General features: G+C 38.1%; 24 protein-coding genes and 1 pseudogene. 12 read left to right on the top strand and 13 right to left on the bottom strand.

Going from position 1 to position 26670, the window contains the following annotated elements; genetic code table 11:
* Positions 1 to 2954: SdrD B-like domain-containing protein (locus SAGCYANO_RS18040; protein ID WP_202221334.1), on the top strand; the 2954-nt coding region annotated here is incomplete at its 5' end.
* A 575-nt stretch (positions 2955 to 3529) separates the two neighbouring features.
* The gene (locus SAGCYANO_RS18035; RefSeq protein WP_237396296.1) at positions 3530 to 3748 is read left to right on the top strand and encodes an NfeD family protein; all 219 of its coding nucleotides are present in this window, start codon (positions 3530 to 3532) and stop codon (positions 3746 to 3748) included.
* A gap of 198 nt (positions 3749 to 3946) precedes the next feature.
* Here the strand turns inward: SAGCYANO_RS18035 and SAGCYANO_RS18030 are convergent, their stop codons facing one another.
* From SAGCYANO_RS18030 to SAGCYANO_RS17985, 12 genes are all read right to left on the bottom strand, one after another.
* Positions 3947 to 5656: a PP2C family protein-serine/threonine phosphatase gene (locus SAGCYANO_RS18030; protein ID WP_202221333.1), complete on the bottom strand. Its 1710-nt coding sequence runs from the start codon at positions 5654 to 5656 to the stop codon at positions 3947 to 3949.
* 435 nt (positions 5657 to 6091) lie between these two features.
* Positions 6092 to 6997, bottom strand: a complete 906-nt coding sequence (locus SAGCYANO_RS18025) for an AraC family transcriptional regulator (protein ID WP_202221332.1) — start codon at positions 6995 to 6997, stop codon at positions 6092 to 6094.
* Positions 6998 to 7454: 457 nt separating this feature from the next.
* Positions 7455 to 8135 carry a Crp/Fnr family transcriptional regulator gene (locus SAGCYANO_RS18020; protein ID WP_237396294.1) on the bottom strand — a complete coding sequence of 227 codons (681 nt, stop codon included), beginning with the start codon at positions 8133 to 8135 and terminating at the stop codon, positions 7455 to 7457.
* A 786-nt stretch (positions 8136 to 8921) separates the two neighbouring features.
* Positions 8922 to 11267, bottom strand: a complete 2346-nt coding sequence (gene pcrA / locus SAGCYANO_RS18015; protein WP_202221330.1) for a DNA helicase PcrA — start codon at positions 11265 to 11267, stop codon at positions 8922 to 8924.
* A gap of 242 nt (positions 11268 to 11509) precedes the next feature.
* Entirely contained in the window at positions 11510 to 11710 is a 201-nt protein-coding gene (locus SAGCYANO_RS50445; protein ID WP_202221335.1) for a type II toxin-antitoxin system VapC family toxin, read from the bottom strand.
* A 216-nt stretch (positions 11711 to 11926) separates the two neighbouring features.
* Positions 11927 to 12184 (bottom strand): type II toxin-antitoxin system Phd/YefM family antitoxin, encoded by a 258-nt coding sequence (locus tag SAGCYANO_RS18005; RefSeq protein ID WP_202221329.1) that lies wholly within the window; start codon positions 12182 to 12184, stop codon positions 11927 to 11929.
* A gap of 157 nt (positions 12185 to 12341) precedes the next feature.
* Positions 12342 to 12692 carry a type II toxin-antitoxin system PemK/MazF family toxin gene (locus SAGCYANO_RS18000; protein WP_202221328.1) on the bottom strand — a complete coding sequence of 117 codons (351 nt, stop codon included), beginning with the start codon at positions 12690 to 12692 and terminating at the stop codon, positions 12342 to 12344.
* The gene (locus SAGCYANO_RS17995) at positions 12689 to 12928 is read right to left on the bottom strand and encodes a hypothetical protein (RefSeq protein WP_202221327.1); all 240 of its coding nucleotides are present in this window, start codon (positions 12926 to 12928) and stop codon (positions 12689 to 12691) included. The genes SAGCYANO_RS18000 and SAGCYANO_RS17995 overlap by 4 nt, the downstream gene beginning before the upstream one ends.
* Before the next feature lie 492 nt (positions 12929 to 13420).
* Positions 13421 to 14011, bottom strand: coding sequence for a HEAT repeat domain-containing protein (locus tag SAGCYANO_RS44865; RefSeq protein WP_237396293.1), 591 nt, complete (start codon positions 14009 to 14011; stop codon positions 13421 to 13423).
* A complete protein-coding gene (locus SAGCYANO_RS44860) occupies positions 14011 to 14298 on the bottom strand; it encodes a HEAT repeat domain-containing protein (protein WP_237396290.1) in 288 nt (95 codons plus the stop codon). The genes SAGCYANO_RS44865 and SAGCYANO_RS44860 overlap by 1 nt, the downstream gene beginning before the upstream one ends.
* Before the next feature lie 60 nt (positions 14299 to 14358).
* Positions 14359 to 16572, bottom strand: a complete 2214-nt coding sequence (locus tag SAGCYANO_RS17990; protein ID WP_237396288.1) for an NACHT domain-containing NTPase — start codon at positions 16570 to 16572, stop codon at positions 14359 to 14361.
* A 510-nt stretch (positions 16573 to 17082) separates the two neighbouring features.
* Positions 17083 to 17634: a transposase gene (locus tag SAGCYANO_RS17985; protein WP_202221326.1), complete on the bottom strand. Its 552-nt coding sequence runs from the start codon at positions 17632 to 17634 to the stop codon at positions 17083 to 17085.
* A 187-nt stretch (positions 17635 to 17821) separates the two neighbouring features.
* Between SAGCYANO_RS17985 and SAGCYANO_RS50440 the strand changes: the two are divergent.
* From SAGCYANO_RS50440 to SAGCYANO_RS17960, 5 genes and pseudogenes are all read left to right on the top strand, one after another.
* Positions 17822 to 17956, top strand: a pseudogene (locus tag SAGCYANO_RS50440) (Uma2 family endonuclease); the annotation flags it as partial.
* Positions 17957 to 18167: 211 nt separating this feature from the next.
* Positions 18168 to 18266: a helix-turn-helix domain-containing protein gene (locus tag SAGCYANO_RS17975; protein WP_202218238.1), complete on the top strand. Its 99-nt coding sequence runs from the start codon at positions 18168 to 18170 to the stop codon at positions 18264 to 18266.
* Positions 18250 to 18480 (top strand): hypothetical protein, encoded by a 231-nt coding sequence (locus tag SAGCYANO_RS17970; protein ID WP_202221324.1) that lies wholly within the window; start codon positions 18250 to 18252, stop codon positions 18478 to 18480. The genes SAGCYANO_RS17975 and SAGCYANO_RS17970 overlap by 17 nt, the downstream gene beginning before the upstream one ends.
* 282 nt (positions 18481 to 18762) lie before the next feature.
* Positions 18763 to 18927: a transposase gene (locus SAGCYANO_RS17965; protein WP_202221323.1), complete on the top strand. Its 165-nt coding sequence runs from the start codon at positions 18763 to 18765 to the stop codon at positions 18925 to 18927.
* A 224-nt stretch (positions 18928 to 19151) separates the two neighbouring features.
* Positions 19152 to 19370: a zinc ribbon domain-containing protein gene (locus tag SAGCYANO_RS17960; protein WP_202221322.1), complete on the top strand. Its 219-nt coding sequence runs from the start codon at positions 19152 to 19154 to the stop codon at positions 19368 to 19370.
* A gap of 268 nt (positions 19371 to 19638) precedes the next feature.
* Here SAGCYANO_RS17960 and SAGCYANO_RS17955 read toward each other — a convergent pair whose 3' ends face one another.
* Complete coding sequence (locus SAGCYANO_RS17955; protein ID WP_202221321.1) at positions 19639 to 21114, bottom strand: AAA-like domain-containing protein; 1476 nt, start codon at positions 21112 to 21114, stop codon at positions 19639 to 19641.
* A 1488-nt stretch (positions 21115 to 22602) separates the two neighbouring features.
* Between SAGCYANO_RS17955 and SAGCYANO_RS17950 the strand changes: the two genes are divergently transcribed.
* The 5 genes from SAGCYANO_RS17950 (at position 22603) to SAGCYANO_RS17930 (ending at position 26652) form a co-directional block, all read left to right on the top strand.
* The gene (locus tag SAGCYANO_RS17950; RefSeq protein ID WP_307785920.1) at positions 22603 to 24618 is read left to right on the top strand and encodes a PatA/PatG family cyanobactin maturation protease; all 2016 of its coding nucleotides are present in this window, start codon (positions 22603 to 22605) and stop codon (positions 24616 to 24618) included.
* A gap of 41 nt (positions 24619 to 24659) precedes the next feature.
* Complete coding sequence (locus SAGCYANO_RS17945) at positions 24660 to 24824, top strand: hypothetical protein (protein ID WP_202221319.1); 165 nt, start codon at positions 24660 to 24662, stop codon at positions 24822 to 24824.
* Positions 24825 to 24947: 123 nt separating this feature from the next.
* Positions 24948 to 25163 (top strand): hypothetical protein, encoded by a 216-nt coding sequence (locus tag SAGCYANO_RS17940; protein WP_202221318.1) that lies wholly within the window; start codon positions 24948 to 24950, stop codon positions 25161 to 25163.
* 651 nt (positions 25164 to 25814) lie between these two features.
* Positions 25815 to 26015, top strand: coding sequence for a hypothetical protein (locus SAGCYANO_RS17935; RefSeq protein ID WP_202221317.1), 201 nt, complete (start codon positions 25815 to 25817; stop codon positions 26013 to 26015).
* 313 nt (positions 26016 to 26328) lie between these two features.
* On the top strand, positions 26329 to 26652 hold the full coding sequence (locus SAGCYANO_RS17930; RefSeq protein ID WP_202221316.1) for a hypothetical protein: 324 nt from the start codon (positions 26329 to 26331) through the stop codon (positions 26650 to 26652).
* The last annotated feature ends 18 nt before the right edge of the window (positions 26653 to 26670 follow it).

Here is a 26670-nt window from a genome sequence, read left to right as displayed (position 1 = left end):
CAGATGATGTAGTTATCGGAACTCAAACCACAGATGGAAATGGTGAATATCTATTTGAAGACCTAGAAGCAGGAAACTATCAAGTAGAAGTTCTCAACACCAATGGTGCTTTAGATGGTTTAGACCAAACTGCTGACCCTGATGGAACTTTAGATAATGGTTCTATGGTGGAATTAGACCCAGGGGAAAATGACCTCGACCAAGACTTTGGTTATGACGCTCCTGAAAATCCTGACATCGAGATTGAAAAGTCAACCAACGGAGTAGATGCTGACACTCCAGAGGAAGCACCAGAAATTAATGCTGGCGAGACAGTTACTTGGACCTATGAAGTAACCAACACAGGTGATGTACCTTTTGACGAAAGTGAAGTTGTAGTTACTGATGACATAGAAGGTACAATCACTAATATCATTGAAAAAATCAATGGAAATCAAGATAACATCTTAGACCCTGGTGAAACATGGATTTACGAACAAACAGGAATAGCTCAAGATTTATCTACCGTTACTAACACCGTTATTGATTTTGAAACCGATGGTTTGGGTAACGCTTTACCTGCTGGCACAATTATTGATGACGAATACCAGAACCTAGGAGTAACAATTTCAGCTACTCAATTCGGTGCGATGATCTTTGATAGTGCTAACCCAACTGGTGGAGACCCAGATTTAGGAACAGATAGTGAAGGCAACATCTTAATCATTTCCGAAGATGGTGACAGTTCCGATCCTGATGACAATGCAGGTGGTGGGGTAATTACCTTTGACTTGGATAACCCAGTCGATTTCAACTCTATTAACTTCGTAGATATTGAGGAAACAGGTGGTGAAGTTCGCACTATTGATGTTGATGGAAATATAATAGATACTACTGCAATTCCTGCTCCTGGCAATGGTAGTCTCCAAACTTTAAATATCAATGACAGTGATGTTGCGAAGATAGAAGTTGAACTTGCTGGTAGTGGTGCTATTTCTGGCTTAGATTTTGACAGCATAGGTGATGGCATCTATAAAAATATCGGTACAGTTGTTGCTGATGATGTCACCGACGAAGACCCCAGTCACTATGTTAACGGCGAACCAGATCCTCAAGACCCTGGTATCGACATTGAAAAATTCACCAATGGTGTAGATGCTGACACCATAGAGGAAGCAGTAGAAATTGCTGCTGGTGAGACAGTTACTTGGACTTATGAAGTGACCAACACTGGTGATGTACCATTTGATATATCTGAGATTGAGGTTACTGACGACCAAGAAGGCACAATTACCAACATCTCTAACCAAGGTGATGGAGATGACACATTAGATCCTAATGAAACCTGGATTTACGAACAAACAGGAACTGCTCAAGACTTAACCACTGCCACCAGTTCCCAAGACATCACCTTCAACCTAACAGGTAACAGTTCCACAACAGGTAGTAATGGAAATGTCCGTACCTTTACTCAAAATGGTGTATCAGTAGATGTCAGAGCATTCAGCAGTAACAAGAGCGGTGGAAACTGGAGAACTGCTTACCTTGGAGCTTACAGTGGTGGTTTAGGTGTTACTAACCGTAATGAAAGTGGTTCCCATCACCGAGTAGATAATGGTACTAGCAACGATTATGTCCTCTTTGAGTTTGACCAAGAAGTCACTGTAGACCGCGCATTCCTGAGTTCTATCAGCAATGATAGCGATATTTCAGTCTGGATAGGCGATCGCGATGGAGATATATCACTGTTAGATGGCAATATCTTAAATGACTTCGCCAAAGAAAATCAAAATGGTGGTAATGGCGGTAGTGACAACGCTCGTTGGTCTAATTTTAATGCTGATGAGTTAACAGGTGACACCATCGTTATTTCTGCACGTCAAGACGATCACGATGATGCCTTCAAGTTGAAAAAACTTGATCTTTCTGTAGCGGGTGAAACAACCATCGGCAATTACGTCAACATTGGAACTGTAACCGCTGGTTCTGTAAGTGATGAAGACCAGAGTAGTTACACCAATCCTGAACCCGACCCCCAAAATCCTGGTATCGATATTGAGAAATTTACCAATGGTGTAGATGCTGACACTGTAGAGGAAGCAGTAGAAATTGCTGCTGGTGAGACAGTTACTTGGACTTATGAAGTGACCAATACTGGTGATGTACCATTTGATAAATCTGATATTGAAGTAACTGACGACCAAGAAGGCACAATTACCAACATCAGTGGCCAAGGAAACGGAGATAACACCTTAGATCCTGGTGAAACCTGGATTTACGAAAAGACAGGAACAGCTCAAGACCTGATGACAGTTACAGAGGGGGCAACCGAAACCTTCAATTTCACAGACAATAGTGGTTTAGATGGTCCTAATGGTAATATTCGTACCTTTGATGCTGGAGACCTCTCTGTCAAAGCTAGTGCTTTCAGTCGTGATGACCAGGGAAATTGGGATGAAAGCTTTTTGGGTAGTTTCTCCGGTGGACTCGGAGTCACCGATAACTCAGAAGGTAATGGAAGCGATAACAAGCATAAAGTTGACAATGTATATCGAGACAACTACGTCTTATTTGAATTCTCTGAGGATGTTGTTGTCGATGAGGCACTCTTAGCTTCCGTGACAAATGACAGTGATATTACCTATTGGGTAGGTAGCAAGGAAGATGCGTTCACTGACCACAATATCTTAAGTGATAATTTCTTAGACAGTCTTGAATTCACAGAAGACAATAATGGCGGTTCAAGTTCACGCTGGGCAAATATCAATAATGGTGAAGTGAGTGGTAATATACTCGTCATTGCAGCTTCTACCTCCGACGAGACTCCTGAAGATCGATTCAAGATCAAAAAGTTAGAAGTGCAGCAGGTTGAAAGTGTCGAAAGTGGTTTTTATCAGAATCTAGGTACTGTTGATATCAATGGTCTCACCGATGAAGATTTGAGTCACTATGTTAATCCTGACTTCTCTATCTAATTTTCTTGGCTAAACTTTCTAGATATTGACTCATACTAAATCCGGTTTATATCATGTCTCAAGGCAATCGTTTGTATAAACCCAAGGGTCAATATCTACAGTAAATTTACGTTTTTTCTTGCTCAATAGTCTTCTTCCCTCTTCCTTACATTCGTGCTTACAATACCAATACTACCGGACATGATATTAGACAGAACCAATATTTATGAAGGTAAGGCAGCTATGCTGAACGGTTAGAGAGGAATTTGAAAAACGCGATGCATGATAAGCGGATTTGGTATCATATCAGATCCGCTTAATTCGTTCTAATATCAAATTATGACTCCTGACTCCTGACTCCTGACTTCTGACTCCTACCTCATACCAAAAGACTTATTCAGCAAACTCTAAGTATATATATCTACAAAAATTATCAGAACTGCAAACTAAATAATCTCCGGAAAACGACATAAGCAAAATGTAGTGCTATTTAAGGACAATAAATCAAGTATTTAAGCTTTTCAAGATTTTCTAACTATGGGGGCATTTAAAAAATTAATACTGACTCAAATTTAAGAAATAAAGGAAGAATAGTAATGCAGAAATTTAGTAATAATACTCCCAAAATGTTTTCTAAACCTCAAGTTGGTGTAGTTGATGAAAAGATTACTTTTGATGAACCTGGAAGAGTTAAATTCAAAGCTACATATTGGCCTGCTATGCTTTTTAGAGGTTACAGCATGACTCTTGAACCTGGTCAAGAAGTTGCAGTTATCGGTCGCCAGGGAATTACATTATTAGTACGCCCTTTCTAAGTAAGTTGTATTCAACTCAAACGTCTTATACCAGTTTGAAAAAAGAATGTTACGAATAATCTAGTCAACTAAAATCTTTCATCTAAATGTACAAGGTATTACAATTGATGATTTAATGTTCAAGAATTTAGAATTTAGAATTTAGAATTTAGAATTACCTCTTCTTTTCAAAGAGAGGTAATTATTAATTATTAATTATTAATTATTAATTGTTGAAGCCTGTCGTTGTACAGCCAATAAAGTAATATCATCAAATTGTGTGGCACTACCAGTATGATTTAAAACATTGGTAGATATTTCTTTGAGCAAACCTTCTGCTGAAGTTGCTTTTTTCTCCACAAGTAACCGCAATTTTTCATTAGTAAAAAATTCACCTTTACTATTACGAGCTTCTGGTACTCCGTCTGTGTAACCTAACAAAATTTCACCAACTTCTAAGTGAGTTTGTTCAATTTTAAATTTCATATCGGGCAACATTCCAACTGCTGGACCTGTAGAATTTAACTCCTCCTTGATTTTTCCTGTAGCGTCAATCATAAATAGTGGTTCATGACCACCATTAATATAAGTAATTTTACCATTATTTATGTCTAAAACTCCAAAGAAAAGTGTGGCAAACATTCCCACTTCGCCATGATTTTTCGCAATATAATTATTAGTCAAACACACAGCTTTCAGAGCATGATAACAATCTTCAGTAGCTAGACCTCTATCTAAATACAACTTATCTTTTTCACTTCCTAAATCCTCATTCATTTCTTCAAAATAATTTTGACCAGAAAAAACTCTAATTAAACTGCGGAATAAACTCATAAATAATGCTGCTCCTACTCCTTTATCACAAACATCAGCAATTACTAATCCTACTGTATGATTAGAAAGTTCAAATACATCATAAAAATCACCAGCAACTTGTCTAGCTGGTTGAAAGAAACTGGCAATTTCCCAACCATTTTGTTGTGAAATTTTAGCAGGCAGAAAATTCTTCTGCATCTGATGACCTTGCTCCAATTCATAATTAAGAGCTTGAGAATAAGCTTTAACTTTTTCTAGACTTTCCTGTAAAGCTGCTTCGGCTTTTTTCCGCTCACTTATTGCTTCAGAAATTTTCATAAACATTAGTTCAAAGGCATTAATTACTTCTCCTAACTCATCTTGTCTTTGGAGAGAAATTGACCTAAATGCAGGTGCTTCTCGATCATTATATATTGCTTCCCCGGCTTGATTCAAATCCCTTCTTAATAGTAGAATAGGATTAATTACAATTGGTTCTAAACATAGCCAAAGTGTAATTGTCAAAAACAGAGATATGATAATAACTAAACCAATAATTCGATAAATATAAGCAAGTAATTCTGGTCTGACATTAGAAGCGTCGTGGCGAATAATAATACTATAGTCTGTTTGCATATCTTTTCCAGACCAAATTAAGTCATCATAACGAGAAACATTACTACTGGTGGAAACGAAAAGTTTTTTGGAATTATTTACTTCAGAAAGTGACAATTCTGGAGACTCACCAAATGTACCTACTTTCTGTTTGTTAGAATCATAAACAGCACCTCCTAAAATGGCAGGATGGTGTTCCATAAGTTCTGATAAATGATTGACAAGCTCTGTATTTGAAGCGTCAGGATAGGTAATCAAAATCCAAGCAACTTTCCCAGAAGACATTTGCTGAATTTGAGATAGAATTTCTTTTTCTCTTCTCTTGACAGAAGGGATTAAAATAATGGTTTCAATGGCAATAATGCTAGTAAAAACACATAACACTACGCGACGAGACAATTTTGATTTTAGTCGGTCATTAATTGACTGAGCTAACTTTTGAATGCCAGATAGTTTGCGATTTGGTTGATTTTTTTTCATTTCAATTTCAGTTTGATAATTTGAATGATTTGATAACATATATTTTATCCTTTATTTTAGGGAGTAGGGAGTAGGGGAGTAGGGGAGTAGGGGAGATAAAAACACCTAGAGACAAAAATCTATTGCACAGCTTTAGCTGTATCAATCTACTACCCCTGGATTTAACATTCCTTTTACAAACAGTATTTTATACATTATTTTCAACAATTATTGTAATTTTATGTCTACAAAAATTTAATTTTTATTTCTGAAGCTATACAGATTTATTTATGAAAAAATCTGCTTTAAATAATATAATTTCTAGATAATTAGTGATAAAAAAATCTCCTTTTCCTCCTATTTATTCTTTCTTATTGCTTCTTTATTCTTCTTTCTTCCCCTCCCCTCCAGGGAGGGGTTAGGGGTGGGTTGGGAGGGGAGGGGCGAGGGGTGGGTTGACTCCTGAGTAATTAAGATTAATATCATACACGCGCTTCAGCAGCACCGATTTTTGTATTGTTTTGGAGTAGTACCTGTAAGTTGATGAAATATTTTAGTTAAGTGACTTTGATGAGAAAAACCACATTGAAAAGCAATTTCTGTAATGCTGATATTTTGCTGTTTCAATAATTTTTTTGCCAGTTCTACTCTTTGGTGAATGACATATTGATAGGGTGTAATACCCATTGATTGCTTGAATAACCGGGAAAAATGATATTGACTCATACCAATTACAGCAGCAATTTTAGTTAGTTTTAAATCTCGGTCTAAATGTTCATTAATATATTCAATTGCTTGGCGAAGTCTATATTTTGATAATCCTCCTCGATACTCATTAACTTCTAAACTCATAGTGGAATATTCTCGGACTAAGTGAACTGTTAATGAATATGCTAATGACTCTGCATATAACCTACCTGCTACTCCTCCTGACTCTAGTTCCCCTAGTAGCAGCAACCCGACCTGGCGAATAAATGGATCGCGCAGAATAAATCTGTCTACGAGTTCAATTCGCTGGGGGTCTACTTCTACTACTTCGGTAGCAACTTTTTCCATGAGGGAAGGTGCTAAATATATATATAACAAGTCTGGGTTTCCTTGAATATGCCATTCGGAAACTTCTCCACTTGGCACAACAGTTATATCTCCGGGTACTATCTTCCCCCGGTCGTATTTTCCCTTTAGCGATCGCTCTATGTGACAAGGATAGTCTAAATGAATTATCAGTAGTTCTTCTGGTATTGCAGGTAAGGAAAATTTACTTTCTGCTGCGGAATAGTATAGACGTTGTAGCAGAATACCTTGCCAATTATTCTGTTTACTTGATATCAACAGTTTGCTAGATTCTGGTTGGTCTGATATTTTTGTTGATTGAGGAATTACATTAGATTGTGGTGTCATTTCAGTTATCAGTTATCAGTTATCAGTTATCAGTACCTGTTTGCGCAGCATGACCTAGGAAAGTCAGAGGTTTGAAATATTGAACTTTATTTTCTCTTGGTCGATGGTCGGTCAGCGCAGGTTTCGGAGCCATCCCTCGACTGGAAGGAGGAAGGAGGAAAATATTGTGTTGTCTGAATTTTAAGCTTTTGATCTGTCTGCGTCCTTTCCTTTATTGGTTATTGGTGGCTGAGAAAATAGCGATCGAGAAGATTGATAATTTTGCCTCCCTATTGTAGTAAAGTACTGATAACACAGTTTCTCTGAAATATAGAATCCAGTTATATAATATCTGTTGATAATTCTATAATTATTTCAATCTCCCCCGCTCCCCTGCTCCTCTACTCCCCTACTCCCCCACTCCCCCACTCCCCGCTCCCCGCTCCCCTACTCCCCTACTCCCCTACTCCTAACAACTCTAATGCAGGGCGATCGCACGCTGAGAACGACTAATCAAACCATCTCTTTCTAAGCGTTTGAGGGCACGGGATAGAGTTTCTGGAGTCAACCCTAACTCAGCAGCTATTTCTTTGAGAGGTCTATCTAAATTGACAAATGTCTGATTAGAAAGTCTAGCTATCTGGGATAAATATTGAAGCACTCGTTCGTGGGCAGTCTTGATGTCCCGTAATTCTAGATGGTGTTGTAGACATTGATTTTTTCTGACTAAAATTGCCATGAAATCTTCAGCTAAGTCGGGATAGCTATGCAAAGCTGCTAAAAAATGTTTCTTAGGATAAACCATTACTTGTGAGGCTGTTTCTGCGATCGCTGTATTGGTATATCTGCTAGAAAAAAGTGTTGTCTCGGCTAAAATATCTCCTGCTGTAGCAGTGCATAACCTAACTATTGTTCCACAACTTTTGTAGCGCACTATTTTGAGTCGCCCAGTTTTGACAATAAAGACTGCTTGAGCTGAGTCTCCCTGCCAGAATAGTTTTTGCTCTTCTGACAACTCTCGCCTGGCGATCGCTTGACGTAAATCAGAAGGAAGGATATCTATATCTAAGAGCTTCGTCGGCACTTTTGCTTCTCCTGTTGAGTGAGATTTATCAGTTTTTTTTGGAACGATTATTCCAGAAACCACAAAGAAAATCACACAAATTTCAGCATTAGAAGTTTATCAAAGAATGTTATAACAGGGTGTTTTCCAGTTGTGGACAATCCGATCCAAACTTCTATAAATTGATAATTGATGGTTATTTTTTGTTTATATAACTACCCTAGCAATTATAGAACGCTCAGTCAAGTATATTAGCTTTCGTTCAAATAAGTTATTAATTATTGCCAGTTTAGAAGCAATTTATATACTTTTAATTAAATTCTCATTATTAGTTTATTTGTTTCTCATAAAGAGGGAGTAGGGAGTGGGGAGCAGGGGAGTGGGGGAGCAGGGGAGTGGGGAGCAGGGGAGTGGGGGAGTAGGGGAGTGGGGGAGTAGGGGAGTGGGGGAGTAGGGGAGTAGAGTAGAATTCATTAATGGATAATTGATAATGGATAATTGGTAATTACCTCTGGTTAAAACCGTTACGGAATTGAATATCAGGAAACATTATTTCTTTTTTTCCCCTTAAAAGGGGAGGCTTTAAACCAGAATTATTAATTATTAATTATTCAGTAAAAATAATCATAATTAGTATTAAGTTGACTCAAGTTAGCGAAAAGTTTATTAGGATAGTTTAATTACTTAATAACTGAAGTGTTGCCTAAGTATAGCATTACTTTTGGTAATTGGTATAATATATACTCTTATATTTAAATACTGAATAACAACGATGTTACCAGATTTAATATCATTATCTGGATATGAGACCGGGAAATTTATAAATAGAATAGGGAAAATATTAGGAACAGGCAAGATGCCTATTCCACACTCCCCATCTCCTTATTCCAACTTTTCCATCGGTGCAGTCTTAGGATCAATAATTTTTTTACTCTTACCAAATTTGATACCTAAACTCAGTTTTTGTCCCCCACCAAAAACATTAGTTACCTGTCCTACTCCAAAAGTTTTGTGCATCACTTTCTCACCTACTTGCCAATTTTCTCCTTGATTATTTGCCGATTTTTTAACAGGAGTATTTTTAGTATTTTTGCTTTGACGGCGGGAACGATAAATTACCTTTTTCATCCCATTAGTATTAATCAAATCTTCCGGTAATTCAGCCAAAAATTGAGATGGAACTGCTACATCTCGCGCTCCCCAAAACTGTCGCCTTTCAGTAGCATAAGAAATAAATAATTGTTCCTGCGCCCTGGTAATTCCTACATAACAAAGTCGCCTTTCCTCTTCCAAAGATAAAGGGTCATTTTTACTGCGAAAATGAGGTAATAAACCCTCTTCCAAACCAACCATAAAAACCACCGGAAATTCCAAACCCTTAGCCGAATGTAAAGTCATTAACGATACAGCTTCCTGCCCATCTTGTAGATTATCTAAATCAGAAGCTAGAGAAGCATTTGCCAAAAAACCTCCTAAACTTGTATCCTCATTATCCTCTTGAAATTGAGCAACAGCACTACATAATTCCCCCAAATTTGCCAGTCGATTATCTGCTTCTTCCGTACCCTGTTTTTTCAAATCATGAATATAATTAGAATCTTCCAAAATTCCTTCAACAATTTCAACCGCCGTCAGATTTTCTACCTCATTTTGCCAATGCTTAATTATATCAGCAAATTTATTCACAGCTTTTGAAGAACGCCCAGCCAAAGTATTAACAGAAGTTTCATCATTAATAATTTCCCACAAAGGTATTCCCATCTCCAAAGAAGCATTCACCAAAGAATCAATAGTCGCCTTACCAATACCTCTTCTCGGAGTATTAATAATCCTGAGCAAACTAACAGTATCAGCAGGATTAGCAATAACCCGCAAATAAGCCAAAGAATCCTTAATTTCCTTCCGGTCATAAAATTTCAAACCGCCAATTATCACATATTTAATATCATAATGAATCAAAGCTTCTTCCAGGGCGCGTGACTGAGAATTAGTCCGATAAAGTACAGCAAAACTGCCTAAATCTAACTCTGGATTTTGGTCTGTAATTTCCTGAATTTTACTACAAACAAATTCCGCTTCTTCTAACTCACTATCCGCCTCATAACAATAAATGTCTTCCCCTAAACCTCTCGTTGGTTTGAGAATTTTATCAATACGTTGAGTATTATTTTCAATCAACTTATTTGCCACTTCCAGAATATTTTCCCGCGACCGATAATTTTCCTCCAATTTAATCATTGTCCTGGTATCTTCATCCGCTAAACCATCACCAAAATCATGTTGAAAATCTAGCAAAATTGTATAATCTGCCATGCGGAAAGAATAAATAGATTGGTCTACATCTCCCACCACAAAAACAGAACGATTTTCCCATTTATTAAAATATTTAGGGTCTTCACCATTAGTTGCTAAAAATCTAATAAAGTTATATTGAGTCCGATTAGTATCTTGATATTCATCTACTAAAATATGGTTAAAATGTTTATGCCAATAAGCCAATACTTGTTCATTTTGCCGAAATAATTCTACAGGTATTCTGATTAAATCGTCAAAATCAAGAGCATTATTTGCTGCTAAACTATCTTGATAAATACCATAAACTTCAGCAATTACCCGCCCCCGATAATCTGGTTCTGACCTTTGATATTCTAGAGGCGACATTCCCTTATTTTTAGCATTACCAATAGCATATCTAACCGAACGTGGTTCAAATCTTTTGTCATCTAAATTGAGCTGTTTAGTAACAATTTGCTTAATTAAAGTTTGAGCATCACTTTCATCAAAAATAGAAAAATTTTTATCCCAACGACGTTTTTTTTCATCCTGATATTTATTAATATCAAAACGCAGAATACGAGCACAAAGACTATGAAAAGTTCCCATCCATAAATGTTTCGTAATACTTTTATAGACTTGCGATCGCAACTTAGTCTGTTCTTCGAGTGTTAAAGCTGATAATGGTTTACCATATTTTGCTTCTGCTTGTTGCCCAGCAAATAGCTTTTCGATCCGCTCCTTCATTTCCCGTGCAGCTTTATTGGTAAATGTCACCGCCAGAATATTTTCTGGATTTACCCGATGATGGCGAATCAGATGGGCCACGCGATAGGTGAGCGCTCTAGTTTTGCCAGATCCAGCTCCCGCCACAACTAGCATTGGTCCGCAAAAATGTTGTACTGCTTGGCGTTGCGATAAATTTAGCTCATTCAGAAATTCAGTAGTTTGCATAGTTGGATGTTATTATAATTACGCTCGTAGTAGGACTTTAGCCCCATAAATACCTATCTTATTGCTCAAGCACTACTACAAACAAAAACTTTATCGAATAATTAATAATTAGTCCAACAAGCGTAGGTTGGGTTGACGGAGGTTAGCGGAGCTTATCCGGAGGATAAACCCAACAAGAGTAAAGTTTTTTTTGATTTCACTATTGTTCTACCTAACCTAAATTTTTAGTAGAATAAAATTTACTACCACTCTACCTGAACTGAATAATTAGCAAAAACAGAGTCACAACTAATTAGCACTGCATTTTCTATATTAGCTTGAGCAATTAGTAAACGATCAAAAGGATCTTTGTGATCAACAGACAAACTATCTAAAGCTAAAACATGAGCAACAGTAATTGGTAATATCTCGATAAAATTATTTTGTTGAGGTACATTTACGATCCCCCTAAATCCCCCTTAAAAAGGGGGACTTTGAAGCCTCCCCCCTTTTTAAGCAGTTCCCCCCTTACTAAGGGGGGTTAGGGGGATCTGGGGGCAGGGGGGGATCTAAAACTATATCTCATAAATTAGAGAAGCGCTATAACTCTAATGCACGTTGAGAAAGTTTTGATGGCTCACTATCCCACCAAATAAAAGTATGTGTATCTAACAGTAATTTCATGAATTTTGCAACCAAAATTCATCTGGTAAAGGTCGATCGAAATCATCACTCATTACCATAGCACCTAAATTTAATCCAGGTTGAGGTGTTTTGTCTAATGGCAATCTAGTTTCAGTAACTGGATTAAGTAGAGTCAATCTAGCAACCGGAATATTATCATTAGTAATGACGATTTCTTGCTCATTTTGAATCGAATAGAGTAATTCAGTAATACCTATCGGTAGTTGTTTCAGGTCAAATGTTTTGTTTGACATAGCTTTGTATCTAAAAGTGATATGTTCTAATTATAGCCTCGAAGGTTCGGTTAATTTAACACTAACTCAGCCTAATGGATTTAAGTTGAATTTAAACAACTGCAAACTCAGTTAATTTACGAGTTTTTGGATTGTGGAAAGCTAAAACAATAATACTCTATAGAGCAAAGACAATTTTTAAAGCTAGATCAATTTTTAGGACTAATTCTGTTTCTAGTTCACCCCTAACACTTACTAAGCGAGAACAATAATCAATGGGTCTAGTTTGTAAACAATCTGCTATTGATTTTTTACTTAAACAGTTAACTGAAGATGGTTCAATTACTACATTAGTTTTAATCCTTGCCTTTTTTTGACTCCAGTTTGTAACGGGGACAACTTGAATAACAGGTACACGCTCGTTATAAGTATTATTCGTGACAATAATACAAGGTCTAATCTTTCCTGTTTCTGAACCTAGAGTAGGGTCAAGATTCACATCAATAATCATACCTCGTTTTAGTTTCATGTTTCTCTAAAATCTGCACAAGCAGTCTCAGTTAATTCTTGTAATTCGGCATCTTCTTCGTATATTTCTGCATATAATTGTGCTGACTCTTGTAAATCTTGAGCTTCTAATTCTGACTGTAACTTTTGCAAGGCAAACTTAATCATTTCTACTTCATCTTTAAAGCCATAGTTTTTATGATGGAGAAGAAAATGGAGTTGATCTTCTTCAATATTTAACGTTAGTTTTTGGTTCATATTTCTAGCTAGAATATATTAGGACATATTTTTTATTCTAAAATAAAATCTTAATTTAAACAACAGCAAACTCTGTTAATTTATAAGTTTATGACTCGTGGCAAGTGACACACCTAAAATGTTGAATTTGATTGGTTACGAATCACCCTTTTTACCTCGGAATACTTGGCAAATATGTGGCACACTAATTATCTCTGTGCTAATTTTTTTTGACAAGTTGTTTAAGCAAAATTCGTAGGGTGCGTTAGACGGCTTAAATTTAGACGATGAAAGAGATTCAGCAATCCGTCGTAACGCACCATTTGAGATTTGTCAATTCACTATACCTGTTTTATGGATGGTGCTAGACTGTTTTATGGATGGTGCGTTACGCTGTCGCTAACGCACCCTACTGGACTAAATTCCCACCTGTGTCTAGCACGCCCAACCACCATAAGGTTTTGTTGGGTTTCACTTCATTCTACCCAACCTACTTCTACTTCCCACACTCCCCTACTCTCCTACAACTAAATCCCACAGTAAATCAATACTTGCGCCTAAATATTCTGAATGCTGATGTTTTTGAATCAATTGAATGACTTGAGGAAGGATTTTATCAGATTTTTTGCCTAATTTGCCCAAAGCATAGGCTGCCTTCCAACGCATATAAAAATCCTCATCCCGAAGCAGGAGTAATAGAACATTAACTGCTTCCTCCAAACTGTTCCCGAAATAACCCCAAGCATGGGCCGCCCTAAAACGGACATTAGAATTTTCATCCTGAAGCAGGGGTAATAGAACATTAACTACATCCTCCAAACTGTTCCCGAAATCACCCAAAGCTGAGGCTGCGCTCACACGCACATAAGAATTCTCATCCCGAAGCAGGGGCAATAGAGCATTAACTATATCCTCCGAACTGTTGCCTAAGGAACCCAAAACTAAAGCTGCAGTCGAACGCACATCAGAATTTTCATCCCGAAGCAGGGGCAATAGAGCATTAACTACATCCTCCAAACTGTTCCCTAACTCGTCGCCCAAAGCTAAGGTTGCAGTCGAACGCACATTAGAATTTTCATCCTGAAGCAGGGGGTAATAGAGCATTAACTACATCCTCTGAGCTGTTCCCTAACTCGTCGCCCAAAAAAAGTTAAGGCTACCCTCAAGCGCACATCAGAATTTTCATCCTGAAGTAGGGGCAATAGAGCATTAACTACATCCTTTGAACTATTCCCTAAATTGCTCAAAGCTAAGGCTGTCCTCAAACGCACATTAGAATTTTCATCCTGAAGCAGGGGTAATAAAGCATTAACTACATCCTCCGAAATTTGCTCCAATATTTCCGAGTTGAATCGCAAGAAACGAACTAATTCATCATCCTTTTCTTCCAAAAGCTTTTCCACAAACAATTGAATTCCCTCATCTTTTTCTCCTAACTTAACTTGATATCCTCACAGTCGCTTCTCATAAATTAAATCCGATCGCTCTTTCAACATTTCTAAAGCTTGCTCTTCAAAGTCAGTTTCACCCAAACTACTAAGAATTTGAAAAACCTGACCGCGCACCCTACCACCAACCTGCTCATATTTACTCACCTCCAACTCAATCAATGCCTCTAAAATTTCCTGCACCAACTTACCATCAGCTTTCCGCATCCCCTTCAGATTTTCTGCCAAACAATAACCAGCAAATAACAAATCCCGATGCAACCATTCCTCGTACTCGCTACCATTCTGCAAAATCATCCGAATAGCATTTGCAGCAGCTTTAGGATTTTGTTGCGCTATCAGCAATAGTAAAACTTCGCGCCAGTGAGAATCGTGCAAATTCTCCTGAATACAATTCAAAATAATTCCTAAATCATATTCATTTTTTGCCCGATATTGAATCTCTTGAGCACACAAATATTCTTGAAACGTCTTATGCACAAAAGCATAATAATCTTGCCCCTGCTCATTCAATAAACCAGTGCGCCCCTGAATCAATTCCAGAAATCTTCCTGTTTCTTCCTGTGCTTGATACAACTTTAAATCCTTTAATTCCCAAATCTCCTGGTTCAACTGTTCAATCAAATCATCCTTATCTATCAAAGTACCACCCTCTTCCTCACTCCCAAACTTTCCCTGAGTATGTACCCAATATGCCAACAATTCCATCAACCGTTTCAGATCGTCCATATCCAAATACTTCAGTCGCTGATGACTACTCAACTCCTTGATTTTCTCCCGAGAAACCAACAATGTCTCTACTGCTTTTTTATAAAGTTCATTTCTTTGCTTCGGCAAACCTCCCTGATACCGATGAATCAAAGCAATAATTGTCAACAACAACGGATTTCTTGCCAATAATTTAATCCGGTCATTCTCACCCAACGCCCTTTGTAAACTTTCCTTCCACCTTTGCGCTTGCTGTCGATCTTGAAACCGACTGTTGTACCAGTTATCAAGAAACAGGGAAATTTTGTCATCATTAAAAGACTGCATTTGATAGTGGGGAAATTCTGCCCTATTGAAAAAGTAGCGCCGATAACCCACAGGGCGAGATGTAATAATTGCTGGATTTTTATCAAATTTCCTTAAAAAAGTCTCTATGCGCCTGACAACATCATAACGTTTGCCTTCTTCCGCCACCTCATCCAAACCATCGAGTAAAATCAAAGCTCTACCATCTTCCAACCAATGCTCAAAAAAACCTGTCGGCAAATCTTGGAGTGCCATATTTGTTTCAGCAAATACACGAATATGTTCCGGAATAGTTTTATCTAAATCTCTGACAAAATCTCGTATTCTAATTAAAATAGGCAACCAGTCGCGATCGCGGTCTAAACCCAAAACTTGAGGCTGTTTCTGTGCCAACATGAGAGCAAAATAACTCATTAAGGTTGTTTTACCAGAACCAGGTCCACCCAAGATGACAAATTTTTGAGACTTATTTTCACTCAACAACTGAGAAGCTAAAAATTTACGACCAGAAGTATTTATTAAGGGTCTATTTTCTGGTTTTTCTCCTAATATAAGTCCAGAAGCATTTCCCTCCAGAGGCTTTGTTTTATCAAAATAACCATGCGAAGTGAAGAAAAGAATTTTTTCATAAACTTCTTCCTTAACCTCTGGCATCACAAAAATATCAACTAATCTTTTTCTTTCTTCTTCTTGTGGCGCAACATTAATTCCAGCAAAAATTACATTATTAAACCAGGTATTTAACTGGGTGAAATAATTGTTTTTAGCAACTTGGAAACTAATATAAGTTGTAGTATTTTGAAAATAAGCATTAACAAAAGTTTCTATCCACTTTTGTAGATTTGATTCAGTTAATTTAATATTTTTAGCTTCTGCTGCTTTTTTAAATATTTCAGTTAAAACTTTAATATCTGGCTTGCCTTGATTAGTTAAAGGCTTTTGCAATTGTGCTAAAACGCCAGAATTACTAAAATAATGATTTAAAAAATTATCAGTTCCAGACAAACCATCTTTTCTAGCTGAATAAAATAAACGCTGTTGGTTAGGGAATTTTTCTTCCTCTTTTTCCACAGCTTTTATTCCAGCTTCAATTGCTTTTTGTATGTCTGTTTGATTAAGAAATTGAAATCCTTTTTTAACAGCAACATTTGCCAAAGACCCTGCAATTGGTGCTGCTATTTTTGTAATTAAAGAAATATTCATAATTTCACCCGAATATGATATAAGGTCCAGTAGGGTGCGTTAATGAAATGTAACGCACCTTAATTTATTATGCCAAATGTTTCGGTGCGTTACGCTTTGCTAACACACCCTACTGGACTGTTTTATTAATAAATTAAAATCCTTTTTTAACAGCAATATTTAGCAAAGACCCTGCGACTGGTGCTGCTATTTTGGCAATTGAAAATAAATCCATAATTTCACCCGAATATGATATAAGGTCCAGTAGGGTGCGTTAATGAAATGTAACGCACCTTAATTTATGAGAATTTGTTTGAAAATGGAATTTTTAACACACCGTCTATGCCAGATGTTTCGGTGCGTTACGCTTCGCTGTAGAGGTTTGGCCTACAAACCCAAGGTCCAGTAGGGTGCGTTAATGAAATGTAACGCACCTTATTTATGAGTATTTGCTTGAAAATGGAAATTTGAACCACCGCCTATGCCAGATGTTTAGGTGCGTTACGCTTCGCTAACACACCCTACAAAATTTTATTCATCCCAAATTCCTAGGGGTATTTCTGGACTCCCATCCCTTCCCCAATTTGCCGGATAAATTCTCTGAGCTATAAACCGATGAATACTGGAAAATTCCCAATCTTGGGGATTTGTACATAACCCATGTCGAACAGGATTATAATGAATATAATCACAATGGTTGGCAAAATCTTGTTCATCTCGAATCAAATGCTCCCAAAAACGACGCTGCCAAAGATTGCTTTCTTTTCGCTTTTGTCGTGACAGAGAAATTTCTCGATTAATAGCTAATTCTTGCCCATAATGTTTGGTCACATAAGTTTTAATTAGTCGCAATCTCATTGAAAAATCTCCATCATTGGGAGGCAAAGTCCACAGACAATGAAAATGCTCTGGTAGTAACACAAAAGCATCAATAGAAAAAGGATGTTTTTCCCTTACCCTTTCGATCGCTTCTCTGAGAGCTTTTCTACCAACTTCCCCACACAGCCAAATTTCTCTTTGATAAGTGACTTGAGTGATAAAATATGTTCCACCAGAAATATTAGGTCTTCTATAATTAGGCATTCCAATCAGTTTATTTTAAATTTGTATTAGGGATAGTGCGTTACGCTATTGAAACCCTTTTTGAGCAGCAACATTTGCCAAAGAACCTGCAATTGGTGCTGCTATTTTGGCAATTGAAAATAAATCCATAATTTCACCATAATTTCACCATAGTTTCTTCAGCTATTATACTTGGGAATTTGGTAAAGCACCAGATGTGGTAGTGGAAATAGTTTCTAACAAAGTGGGGAACGAGTTTGGTAGTAAACTTACAGGTTATGCACGAATAGGAGTCTGGTATTATGTGGTTTTCGATTTATTGCAAAAATTAGGACGGTTTTAACCAGAGGTAATTATCCATTATCCATTAATGAAATACACTTACACTTAATCTGTGCATCCGTGCCATAATCTGTGTGAGCGTTGCATTTGCCTACCATCAACCTTACCAGAAAATTGGGTTTAAAGCCTCGCCCATAAGCGGGCGACTTTTTAGTAGTTGAATCTTATTTCAAGAAATATGTTATCATGTATGTTAGTTTAAGAGTCAAATTATGAAAGCTAGATTTAAGTATCGTATCTATCCAACACCGGGACAAAAATACCGAGAGCGCAAAGCTATTTGGTTCGGTCCGTGTGGTTTGGAACGATAGCCTAGCTTGTTGTCAACAAAAGTATAGATCGGCAGAAAAGAAACCTTACTTATCTCAACTACAAAAACAGTTTATCACTCAAGCTAAAAAGACTGAAGACAGAGAATGGTTATCAGAGGTTTCTGCTATACCATTGCAGCAATCTTTAAATGATTTAAACCGTAGGGCTTATCAACAATTTGTCACCTACAAACGTTGCATCAACGTCTACTAAAGATCAGACAGAAAGGTAAACCTGTTAAACCTCCTAAATTCATGAAATAGAAAGTCAAAGCAAACTGCTAGATTTACACTCATGAGGATTTAAAATTGGTCAACACAAAGTTTATGAAGCGCCAAGATTGGAAAGCTGAAAATTGTTTTGCCTGTAGAGAGTTACCTGCTGCTCCATCATCAGTAACAGTAATCAAAGACGTAGGGCGCAATTGAGCTATGCGTCAGCAAACGACCGTTTGCTGACGCATAACTATCGTTAACGCCCCTACATAGATATTTCTTGAGTTTTGTAGTAGAAATACAACCAGAAATCTTACCTAAAACTGATAATTCAGTAGGTATAGATTTAGGTATTAAAACCTTTGCTACATTTAGCGATGGTACAAAGGTTGATGCTCCTAAACCACTGAAGAAACGAATTAAGAAATTAAGAAAAGTTAAGTAAATCATTATCTCATAAAACTAAAGGGTCTAAAAGGTATGAAAAAGCAAGGGTTAGAGTTGCTAAGTTCCATGCCAAACTGAAAGATACGCTTGACAGATTTTCTGCATAAATTATCTACTAAAATAATTCGTGAAAACCAAACAGTTGTTTTAGAAGTATAACAACGTTTCTGGAATGGTTAAAAACCGTAACCCACCCCCATCGCTTCCGGGAGGAGCAAGAGGGTGGGTATCAGATTTAGGTTGGAGAAAATTCAGGACTTTTTAGAAGGAAAAGCAGAAAAATATGGTCGTGATTTTAGAGTAATTAGTCGTTGGGAGCCTACATCTCAAATTTGCTCAAATTGTGGCTTTAAAGGTGGCAAGCTAGACCTTCAGGTGCGAGAATGGGAGTGTCTAAACTGTGGCAGCAAACACGTTCTTAGACGCAGAATGCAGCAATAAATATATTAGTCGCGGGCGGGCAGTCCGAGACATTAAACGGACGTGGAGGCAAGCGTAACTCATCCCCATCCCTCCCGGGAGGGGAGCAAGAGGGGTGGGTGCAGCAGCCAGTGTTAGCGGAGCTTTGCGCCAGCAAAACGTCAACCCACCGAAGAGCTATGGTTCAGTAGGAATCTCCGCGTCTTCAGGCCGGAGAGGATGTCAAAATAACTAACTATTGTCCAATAGTTTTGAGCGCTATATATAGCGTATCTGCGTAAGTCCTAAATCAATTCAAAACTCCCAGAAAAAACGGACGAAATAACTCACAAGAGAGACACGCTCGATCGCCTTCCAAATTAACCAACCCCATCTGTTGCAACTGATAACCAAGGGATACTTTTATTTCTATAGGTTTGGGGTTGTTCACAATTTCAGTAAAGATAGGCAATAATTTATCATAGCGTTTCAGGTTCCACCATTGTTGTTGTAAATGTTCTGCATAAAGAGCAGTTGCGCTCCCAGAATTATCTAAAAGTTCTTCCAGGGTTATTGTCTGTTGCTGTAGGTAATAAAATGCTAACTGCAAACGATAGGGATGTGCGCCCAGAAGGGTAATAAGTTGCTGGATTTGTGATTTGGTTATTTCTTGTTCGTACCTTCTTGCCAGATCCTGCACTTGAGCTAGGGTGAATTCAGGTAAATTGATGACTAACCCAGTATTCAACAGGGAAGGATTAATCGATAGGGGCATTAGAATTTCCGTAGAATGAGCTGTCACCACTCGGAGTTTGTGCCAAGGATTACTTTCTACTACCCTTGCTTTAGCTTGCTCAGACCAGGTTCGCAGAAGTTGGAGAAATTCACCAGCAATGCCTGGATAGGCAAAAAGCCGATCTAGTTCATCGATAGCTATTACGAGAGGTCGATCTAGCTTGGCTAAGATAATATCATTGAAGTAGTCGGTGGCAGTTGATTTGCTACCCAAGCAGTCATCCCAAAAGTCAGCTATCTGCTCCGCCATCGCCATTGACAATGGCGCATTGGAAAATTCTAATTCCTTGCTAACTCTAGCACAGAACCATTGCAGGAAGTGTTCTAGGTTCTGTAAAATCTCAGCATCGGCCAGTTGTAAGTTCAGAAAAACAGTTTGATACCCTAGGGATTTAGAGTAAGAAATGATGCGACTCATTAGTGAGGTTTTGCCCATTTGCTTGGGGGCGCGGATTTTCAACAGTGTACCCGGTTTCTGGATGCTTTCGTAACAGAGGGATTCGATGATGGGACGGTCAATGTAAAAAACAGAATCTAGAGGCATCTGTCCTCCGGGTGCTGTTAGTAGACAAGATTGTAGATTATCTTGTGGTTGAATCATTTTTTTGATTGGGGGGGTATTGTTGCGATAGCGCAGCATATTGACATGAGAATGGCAAGCAGGTTCAAGGAGGGAGCAGGTTTTAGCAAGTGCCACTGAGTTAGTTTTGGTTAGATTATCTTGATTAGATCGAAGGTAGAGATAGTCGTCTTCTGTCAAAGTTAGATTAAAAGCATGGAAGCAGCACTTCAAAGTCCGTTTATCAACTCCTGACGAGCAGGTAAAAACTTTGCTGAGGGTATTGGGAGTTAAACCTGTTTCTTCACTGAGAGATTCGAGGGTGTAGCGTTTGGAGTGTTGCTCAATTTCTGCCTTAGCTTTTGCCTGATTGAGCTTCTTTAAGCCTTGAATAGTTAAAATTACACCTCGTCGGCGTCCATGGTTGCTCATTATTACTAGATTTTTCTGTTAAAAAAATGGCGTTCCTGAATTGAAGTATGAATGTGCGATTGTTTGGTTCTCGCCTTCGCCCCCGCGCATCCCCCGTTCAACAAAAGCGCAGCATCTTCTGGCTTCCCATTCAACAAAAAGCGAAGCAACATCTGGCTTCCCCTTTCCAAGGGGGACGGGAGGGGGATTCCAAGGGGAACGGGAGGGGGATTAAAGGTGGACTTTTAGAGTTTTATTCCCCCAAAATTGGGAGGCTAGGGGGGCTTGCATCATACCCAGAATCAGCAACGCCAAAAAAATTGTAGTTCTGCATATTCAGGACTTACGCAAAGGCACTATATATAGTGTTAACCCTTAAAGGTTTATTTATATTAGCCATCCCTTGAAAAACTAATGAAAGCTCAAATGAGGTAAATTCATTTTTAGTAAACGTGAACCCAGAGAACTTGGCACTTAACTACAGTTTCTCTAGTTTTAAGCCAGCTTACAAATTAGCTCTTTAGCAGTATCAATCACTTATTTTGTAGATCTTACACAAACTTTCTATCACAGTCTCGACATTAAAAGTTCTGCTTGCTATTGTGGATTTTGCCATTTTTAACAACAGAATTAAAACCACATTTAAGGCAAGATAGTTATGTTATAGACATGACAGGGAAAGACTGCTTTCAGACCCTATACTCTGAAGTATTCAAAGTTACTAATAAATTAGGCTGGGATAATTTCATAATAGTTGTACAAAGAAAATACTTTTTTAAGTGTTGTTTTCTGAATTATTACCAAGATACTTGCACCAAAAGAAAAATACAACCCCAAAACTTTATATAAAGTTTATATGATTTTTAGACAACTTTATATAAACTTTATACAATCCCCGGAAATTTACTGAAAGTCTCATTTATTCTGCTACATTGTAGAATTTTATCCCCTCAGTAAGCTCGGCCACCTCTACCCAATTACTATCAAATACTCATTCATAAATACGGTTATAAACTTTGATAACTCTCCCTTCCTTTACCACTTACCCTAACAATAACAGCAGGACTCTGGAATTTCTACCTAATGGCAGGATAGGTGTATGGGTAAAATCAGAATCTTGCGAGTGCCACTTTCAGGGTTTTATTTAGCGACAAGTCTAATTTATGAGGATGAACAATAGAGCAAAGTTCTCCTACTGCTATGGACCATCACCAAGATAATTGTAATGAACTACGAGATGAAACCGGAAGTACAGTGCTTAACTTTTAACTTTGGAGAAATTCCCAAGTTAAGCAATTTGGGTAGGGGAATGGTGGTGATGTTCTTAACTTTTCGATAGCTGAAATATAGATTGGGAATGGCTTTAGGGATTTACTGGTGCTAAGTGCTTATCTTTTTTCTTAAAATTACAAACTTTGGTTGTGCTGACAAAAGAAAACCTATACCTTGTACTCATAGCTAAGTACAAAAGCCAACAAAAACAGATCAAAGAGGATAGAGAAAAGCTTGGTGACTAACATTGCAACATCAACTGAACTCAGTTCACTAATGAATAAATCTCTTGGTGATTCTGGCGTATGCATAGCTATCCTTGATGGACCAGTCGATCTGTCCCATCCATGCTTTACTGGAGCTAATATCACTCAGCTTACAACATTAGTATCTGGTGTAGCCGATGGAAGTCCAGCATCTCAGCATGGAACTCATGTTGCTAGCATCATCTTTGGTCAACAGGGTAGTTCTGTTCAGGGGATCGCTCCTAATTGTCGTGGGTTAATCCTACCTATTTTCAGTAGTGGGAAAGGAGATAATCTGGCTCCCTGTTCTCAAATTGACCTAGCACGAGCGATTACCCAAGCAGTCGAAGCAGGAGCTAATATCATTAACATCAGTGGTGGTCAGTTGACGGCTTCCCCAGAATCTGACCAATTACTGGCTAATGCTGTTCGTTTGTGTCAAGAAAAAAATGTTCTCATCGTTGCTGCTGTAGGAAACGATGGCTGCGAATGTCTTCATCTTCCTGCTGCTCTGGAATCAGTTCTGGCCGTGGGAGCGATGGACTCTCAAAGAAATCCCCTTGATTTTAGTAATTGGGGCAAAGCTTACCAAAGTCAAGGGATTCTTGCTCTCGGTGCAAACATATTAGGTGCAACTCCTGGTGGGGGCACGAGTCTAAAAACTGGGACTAGCTTTGCAACACCCATTGTCTCTGGGATTGTGGCTCTTTTACTCAGTATTCAATTGCAACGGGGAGAACAGCCAGATCCCCATGGCGTTCGTGAAGCCATTCTCAAAAGTGCTTTGCCTTGTAATGTACAAAAAACAGATCAAGCTCGCTGTTTAGTAGGCATTCTTAATATTTCTGGGGCTTACACCCTAATTACAAAAGGAGAAATTGAACCAGTGTCCGATCATCAATTAGAAGAAGCTATGATGGAACCGAGTGAAGTTAACAACATCCCTCAAGAGTTAACTACCAATGAAATCAATGAGATTGAAATAGAGCAAGTTCAGCCCATTGAAGCTATTAACTCCAGTTCACAAGAGCAAGTTCAACCCATTGAAGCTATTAACCCTAGTTCACAACCAACTGTTCCCTACTCGGTAACAGGTATACAAGCAGCAGAAGCCAAAATATCCCCAGTTATGCCTACCAATACTTCCAATACAGTTAACCCCATGATGGTAACTCCCAATAATCAAGCAGTTTCTTCTATTACCCCTTCTGGAGCAAATGGAGATTGTGGCTGCGGAGGAGGCGGACCAATGCAGATAGTTTATGCTATCGGTCAACTAAATACGGATTTCGGTACTGAAGCTCGTCGAGATTCCTTTACCCAAACAATGCCTCCTGATATGACGCTGGTTCAGTATCTCGGCGATCGTCCTTATGAAGCTCAATCCCTCATTTTTACTCTCAATTTAGATGCTACTCCCATCTATGCTATAATGCCTACTGGTGCCTATGCTAACATTGCTTATGAGAGACTTGTTTCCTATTTAGGAGATGAGAGCATTGAACGCATCTCAGTTCCAGGATATATTGGTGGTAGTATCCGCTTAATGTCTGGTCAAGTTGTCCCGGTCATAATTCCAGAAGTACGCGGGATGTATAGTTGGTCAACTAATGCTTTAGTAGAATCGGTGATGCCACAAATCGAGGCTGCAAATATCACACAGGCAACGTTGCAGTCTCGAATTGAAGACTATTTGACTCGGATCTATTATGACTACCGTAATTTGGGGATAACCCCTGAAGAACGGGCGTTAAACTTCTCTGCTACCAATGCTTTTCAAGCTTCCGTAGCAATCGCTACTGCAGCAGGTACTGACCGAGTACTTGACTCTATTTCGGTAGAAAAAAGTCCAATTTGCCGCCCTGATTCAGATTGCTATGACGTGAAGTTAAGATTCTTTGACCCAGAAAATAACCAGCGTTCTAACCGAGTCTTTCGATTCACAGTTGATGTCAGTGATGTAATTCCTGTCACTATAGGTACAGTACGTTCTTGGTCTGAATCCTAACTATAAATAATCAAAAATACTCAAGAGGAAAAAAATTATTTATGAATCTTCCTATTCAAGCTCCACCAACTTTAAGAGAAGTTAGTACAGCTAAACTTTCTGGAATCAGAGCGATTGACCCCTCTAATCTTGCTTGCGATCTTTGTTGTCAACTAGCTGGAGGAGAAGCCTGTAGTGCTATCCCTGGTTGCAGTTGTGAAATCTAGCATTCGTTAATTTTTCGAGTTCATTTTTGGATATCTGAGGGAGGGATTTTCCCCGTTCGCACCTCATATTCGTGACATCTTAAAAAAAACAATCAATTTTAAAATAACCAAGGAGAAAAAAACGTGAATCTTCCCATTCAATCTCAACCAGTAATCAGAAAAGGAAACACACCAGTAATAGTCCTCAATGGACTCACACCTCAAGGATGCGGTGTTTTGGATTGGGTTAAATGCGGAGCAATAGCTGCAGGCTGTGCAGCCGCTTGTGTAGTTACAGAGGGTGAGGCTTGTATAGAATGCCTAGGACCTGCTTATGACTCATGCAAAGACTGTCTTTAAAATATAGAAAAAATCCTGATTACTTTTGGGGCTTACACATTTTCTGGGCATGAAAATACTTGAAAGTTAGTCTAGGTAAGGGAGTTACGTCAAAGCCCTAAAACCTAAAAATGGCTATAACCCTTGGTAATATAGCGATCAGGACTTACACAAAATATGAAAATATACACCATCTGTAGGGGCGTTTTCCTGACGGAATACTCCGCAAACATGTCGCGCAGCGAAATGGTATTCGCCCTTGCTAGATATAGCGGTTCTGCCTAAGTCCTGGGAATTATAGTGTTTACACATCGTCTTACACATACCGCGAATTAGTGATACGTGTTAGGCAGACTCTCAAATTCTAAAAAAACAAAACCAGATTAGGAGAAGCAGGACTTAGGCAAAGGTACTATCTGTAGGGTTTTAAAACCATTTTACAATAGTTTTAAACGCTATATATATGGTCTATGCGTAAGTCCTGAGAAGAATAGATGAATCTTCCCATTTAATCTCAACCTGTCAGAGGAGAAACCTGTAGTGCTATCCCTGGTTACATTTGTCAAATCTAGCATTTGTTAATTTTTCGATATGTGAGGGAGGGATTTTCCTGCTTGCACCTCGCATTCGTAAAACCTAAAAACAATCCATTCTTAAATAAGGATAAAAACAATGAATCTTCCCATTCAATCTCAGCCCGTTCTCCGTAATGTTTCCACTGCTAAAATGGCAGTTAGTAATGGAGTTAATCCTTCTATTGATTTTAAATGTCTTGTGAAATGTGCTGGTAGCCTTGCTAAGTGTATAGGTTCCTCCGACCCAGTAAAGTGTTTAATCAGTGCTGGTGCAAGTGACTGTATTTCTTGCTTATAGTCTGAGCTTTTCCAGTGGGTTCATGCAACATGACCTGCTAGTATTGCTTGTAAACTTGCTGCAACAGCAGCAGGATGTTACTGATAATTTCTTTAACTATTAACAAGAATTATCATTCAAATCTATTGGCATTCATAACTATTATATTAACGGAAATGAATGCCATTTCTTCTTCAGGACAGGGGTTAAAATGATAGTTTCAAAAACAGATATTGAAGCCTATATAAACTTTCTATAAAAAGCACTAGGTCGGAAAAGAGGGTATAAAAAAACTTAAAAACAGGAAATAACTCAACAATTTTCTGTAGCAGGTTTGACTAATTTAGAAAGTTTATTGGATAACCTACAATATCTGCTTGATACAGGGAAAAGTCCTAATAATTTTACCCTTGAAGACGTTCAAAAAATGTTAGCCCATTCACCAGAGAAGAACGATCAATCAAATGTTCAAGAAGAATACCAAAGATTACAGGATAGCTTAGTTATTGTACCTGAAGACTTCAAACAAACTGTCTTTGTCATCAATGATATAAGGACAAAATTTTTATATAAATATCCTGGTACTGTTGTTTGGGAAGAGTTGATCGCTTCATGGAAGGTACGGTTAAAAGATTTTGTGTCTAAATTTTCTATATAGTTGAGTCCAAATTTATTT

The organism is Okeania sp. KiyG1, assembly GCF_014132355.1.
GTDB lineage: Bacteria > Cyanobacteriota > Cyanobacteriia > Cyanobacteriales > Microcoleaceae > Okeania.
The sequence above is the reverse complement of the archived record's forward strand: the minus strand, read 5'-3'. Positions and strand labels throughout refer to the sequence as shown.